Genomic DNA, 4,126 nt, shown 5'->3' with positions numbered 1-4,126 from the left:
ACCGGGACTGGCTAAAGATCACAGACTTACCGTGCGATACGCCAAATTCCTAACGATTTCACTTAAACTGATTAAACCTGCACAAGCATGCTAAAGTAATTAAAGAATTAATATACTTCTGCATAAAAGCTAAGTATTAACATACTCTTTTTATCAAAATATACCTTGAGACTATTCTCATTCATTAGAGTATTCACACTAATTAACAATTGGGGCTACGCTGCTTGAATTTATTGATAGAAGATTTACTTGGGGCGCATAAGAAGCTAATCATGGACCCAGTACACGGTGGCATACCTCTTTTGAGCCACGAAGTGGCCATGGTGGACCACCCTTTATTTCAGCGACTACGCTTTATTTGTCAGAACGATATCCTTTCTCTCGTATTTCCTGGCGCGACTCACTCACGCTTTTTACATAGCGTAGGTGTCATGCATGTTGGCGGGCGCATGTTCCGCGCAATGATTGAAAACTGTCTGAAACGCTGCTCCCAAGAACAGCGTTCAGTGGTAAAAACCGACACACTAGAAGCTATCAGCTACTTTCACAGGCTTGTTCGTTGTGCCTGCCTTCTACATGATGTTGGACATAGCAGCTTCTCGCACCAATTCAATCGAACCCCCTCTATTAAATCCCTTCTTGCTCAAGGAGGACGTTTTGAACATCTTTGGGCAGGCATTGACACCAGCGCTATCTATAAAGATCCGCCAACAATACTCGAGCATGAGCACTTTTCAGTTCGTGCTGCCTGGCAAATACTGCAAGATATCGATAACAAAGCACCAAGCCTGGAACCTTTAGATATTCTGTCTCTGATGGAAACCACCTCAATTTCCCCAAGTGATTTATTTAATCGACACGCTCACGCCCTTTGGCCGCTGATTGCTCCCAGCGACCTGGCGAATAATCCGGACTCCTTACCTGATGAATTCGCCAGCAAATTACAGCATGTTTTATCAAGCCTGGTATCGGGTGAGCTGGATGCAGACCGCGCCGATTACATGCTTCGCGACGGTTTTCACTCCTCGGTCACAATTGGAGGCTTTAACCTGGACCACCTGCTAAGCAATATTCATTTTGGTTGGTGTCCACAAACTAACTGGTTCGGTCTGGCAATTGCGGAAAAAGGCCTAAGCTCTCTAGAAGACTTTGTTTATAGTCGTCACCAAATGTATCGACAAGTCTACGCGCACAAAACAGCTCAAGGCTTCGACTGGCTGCTCCGCGCTGCGATTGATGAAGTGATGCAAAACCCCGAAGTGTCGAGCTTCGTTAACGCCAGTCTGGACAATATTGATAGTTTCAAGTATCTAACAGACAGCTATTTCTGGGAAGCTTTTCGAAAGCACGCTTCGGTTAAGAAAAACTCTTACTCTTCCTGTATTCTGGATAGACATAAGATGCGCTATCTAGCGACACGAGACAACCTCAGCAAAGAAGAAGAGCTTCATTACCTAAATTTCTTATCAAAGGAATTTGGTCACCCTGAGCAGCAATTAGTCTCATCTAGCATTACTGCACGATTCACAAAAATCAAAGATGGTTTTGAAGACATCAAAGTATTAGTATCAGATCATCAAAGACAAGCACCGACCTTAAAATTAATCTCGGATACCAGTCGTTTTTTTGATAAATTTACCGACGAAAGGATTACACACTTTTATCTTAATCCCGTCGACAAGGAAACGTATTAAGTTTACACGATAAGGACCCGGACGTTTAATGAAAACAAGAGATCGAATACTCCATAAAAGCCTGGAGCTTTTCAATGAGCTGGGTGAACCGAATGTCACCACGCTATTGATTTCTGACGAGCTTGATATAAGCCCGGGGAACCTTTACTACCACTTCAAAAGTAAAACTGACATTCTGACGAATTTATTTGAGTGGTTTGAAAATGAAATGGGAGCTCTGTTGGAAGCGCCCAATACAACGCCAGATATCGAGGATCAATGGTTCTTTCTGCACTTGATATTCGAGCACATTGAAAAGTACCAATTTCTTTATAAAGATATCGTCCATGTGCTCGGTCGCCATGACAATATCAAGCTACGCTTCAATAAAATCATTCAAAAGAAAAGGAAAGCTACGCTCAATATTTTGAAGGGACTAGAAGAGCAAGGCAGTATCGAAGCAAATAATGATGAGCTCGAAGCCTTGTGTGAGAATATCGTACTAACGGCAACGTTCTGGATCAATTACTGCATTGTCTCGAGCAACAAGAGTTTGTCTGAAGACATGCTCGCTCGAGGCGTTTATCAGGTTATCTCGCTGGTGGCACCGTTTTTAGATAAAGAACAGCGCCAACTACTCAACGAATTGAAAAAGGCCTACTTGTAGGCCGTTCTTCTAATCATTGATCAAACGATTATTTCTCAGCCAGTTTGGCCTCAAGCTCAGACACACGTTGTTCCAGTTCCGCAACACGATGATTAGTTGGAATCCCTAAGCGCACCAAAGCCGATGATACTCGCTGATCGAAAACACTCTCAAGCTTACCGAAGGTACCGCTGGCTTTCTCTCTAACATCCTCAACACGATCCTCTACCGCCTTGAACTGTTTTTCTACTACGCCACGGGTCAGGCTTTCTATTTCCTCACCTTCCTTTACAAGCTTGTCGAAAATCTTTCCGGTATCTTCTTCAGCTTTATTGTAGGCCCCTAAACCTGCCAACCAGATCTGACGTGCAGACTCTTTGATTTTCTCGGATAGCTGCGAGCTCTGGTCACCATCCTTTATTTGTTTGATCTCATCGCTCTGGTCGATATCTTTTGACATATTTCACCCTCTCGTTCGAGACTACTCAATACGGGTAATCGTGTCGCTATACACCCGGTATTGATTCAGTAACTAGCGTTTAACCAGCCCTGCATTAATAAGATTTTACAATTTAGCCTTTGTTGAATGCAGCTTTATTGTCTATACCCAATAGTATCGATAATAAAAGGTTTATGAAATGGGTTTGATAAGTAAATCGGCACTAATTGATTTAATCGTAGGCTGGTTGACACACGAGCGTCCTCCCAGCAGCATTCCTATGAGTGACTTTGAGCGCACACGCTACGAAATCAAACCTGGCGACGTAATCCTCATCGAAGGTCGTAGCCGAGTGAGTGATGTCATCAAAACCATTACTCAAAGCTGCTGGTCACATGCCGCTCTGTATATTGGCCGGCTTCATGAAATTGAAGACCCTACCACAAGACAAAAGGTTAAAGAATATTTTGACGGGCAACCCGACGTTCAGCTCATTGTCGAAAGTGAACTTGGTATGGGTACGCTAGTCAGGCCGCTATCAACTTACGATAGAGAGCATATGCGCATTTGCCGACCTAGGGATTTAACCTATGGCGATGCTCAAAAAGTAATAAATTACGCAGTCGGCCGACTTGGTACCGACTACGATATTCGCCAAATCTTCGATTTACTACGCTTTCTGTTTCCCTGGCTAGTGATGCCACGAAAATGGCGCTCGAGCCTATTCACCTCACATGTAGGCACCACAACGAAGACAGTCTGCTCAACAATGATCGCAGAGGCTTTTGCTTCAATTCAGTATCCGATTCTTCCCTTGGTCAAGCGCAGCGAGCAACATGAAGTAAAAATCTATCGACGCAACCCCAAACTGTGCACCCCCAGTGATTTCGATTACTCCCCCTATTTCGACATCATCAAATACCCTTTTATGAATTTTGCCCAATCACAACCTCATTACCGCCTATTGCCCTGGGATACGGACAATATTCACTCAGAACACAAACCACACCGCTAAGTGCTGGAGTTCCAGCACAGGCTAATCTCTCGTCGGCTAAAAACCATATCAAAGGTTAGCACGCCAACTTAGAAGAAAATATCATTAAAAAATGCTTGTTTTTTGAGCGATCTGACTAATACTTTGAGTGTCTGATAAGCGAAGTGCAATTATCAGCAATGAAAGACTTTCATGGATACTACTCGCACTATTTACCGGATTCGTATCCCAGCGAATCCGGTTTTTTTGCTTGACCTGAATTAAGAACATACTTCTCTTAGGTAATCTCAAATCCAAGCGATTTAATCAATAACTCTGCTCATGACTCTGCTACACTAAAACTAACAGACTGAATCTTTGTTCATTTATCAATT

General features: G+C 43.3%; 4 protein-coding genes. 3 read left to right on the top strand and 1 reads right to left on the bottom strand.

Annotated features, from left to right (window positions below; translation table 11 throughout):
* Positions 1–224: 224 nt before the first annotated feature.
* Positions 225–1,694 carry an HD domain-containing protein gene (locus A3761_RS11465; protein WP_231875476.1) on the top strand — a complete coding sequence of 490 codons (1,470 nt, stop codon included), beginning with the start codon at positions 225–227 and terminating at the stop codon, positions 1,692–1,694.
* A gap of 28 nt (positions 1,695–1,722) precedes the next feature.
* The gene (locus tag A3761_RS11460) at positions 1,723–2,340 is read left to right on the top strand and encodes a TetR/AcrR family transcriptional regulator (protein ID WP_068508108.1); all 618 of its coding nucleotides are present in this window, start codon (positions 1,723–1,725) and stop codon (positions 2,338–2,340) included.
* Between the two features lie 28 nt (positions 2,341–2,368).
* Here A3761_RS11460 and A3761_RS11455 read toward each other — a convergent pair whose 3' ends face one another.
* A complete protein-coding gene (locus A3761_RS11455; protein WP_068515273.1) occupies positions 2,369–2,779 on the bottom strand; it encodes a phasin family protein in 411 nt (136 codons plus the stop codon).
* A gap of 178 nt (positions 2,780–2,957) precedes the next feature.
* Here A3761_RS11455 and A3761_RS11450 point away from each other — a divergent pair, with 178 nt between their 5' ends.
* Positions 2,958–3,773 carry a YiiX/YebB-like N1pC/P60 family cysteine hydrolase gene (locus A3761_RS11450; RefSeq protein WP_068508906.1) on the top strand — a complete coding sequence of 272 codons (816 nt, stop codon included), beginning with the start codon at positions 2,958–2,960 and terminating at the stop codon, positions 3,771–3,773.
* The last annotated feature ends 353 nt before the right edge of the window (positions 3,774–4,126 follow it).

This window comes from Oleiphilus sp. HI0123 (assembly GCF_001635315.1).
Note: the sequence above shows the minus strand (reverse complement) of the source record. Positions and strands in the feature narration are given on the sequence as shown.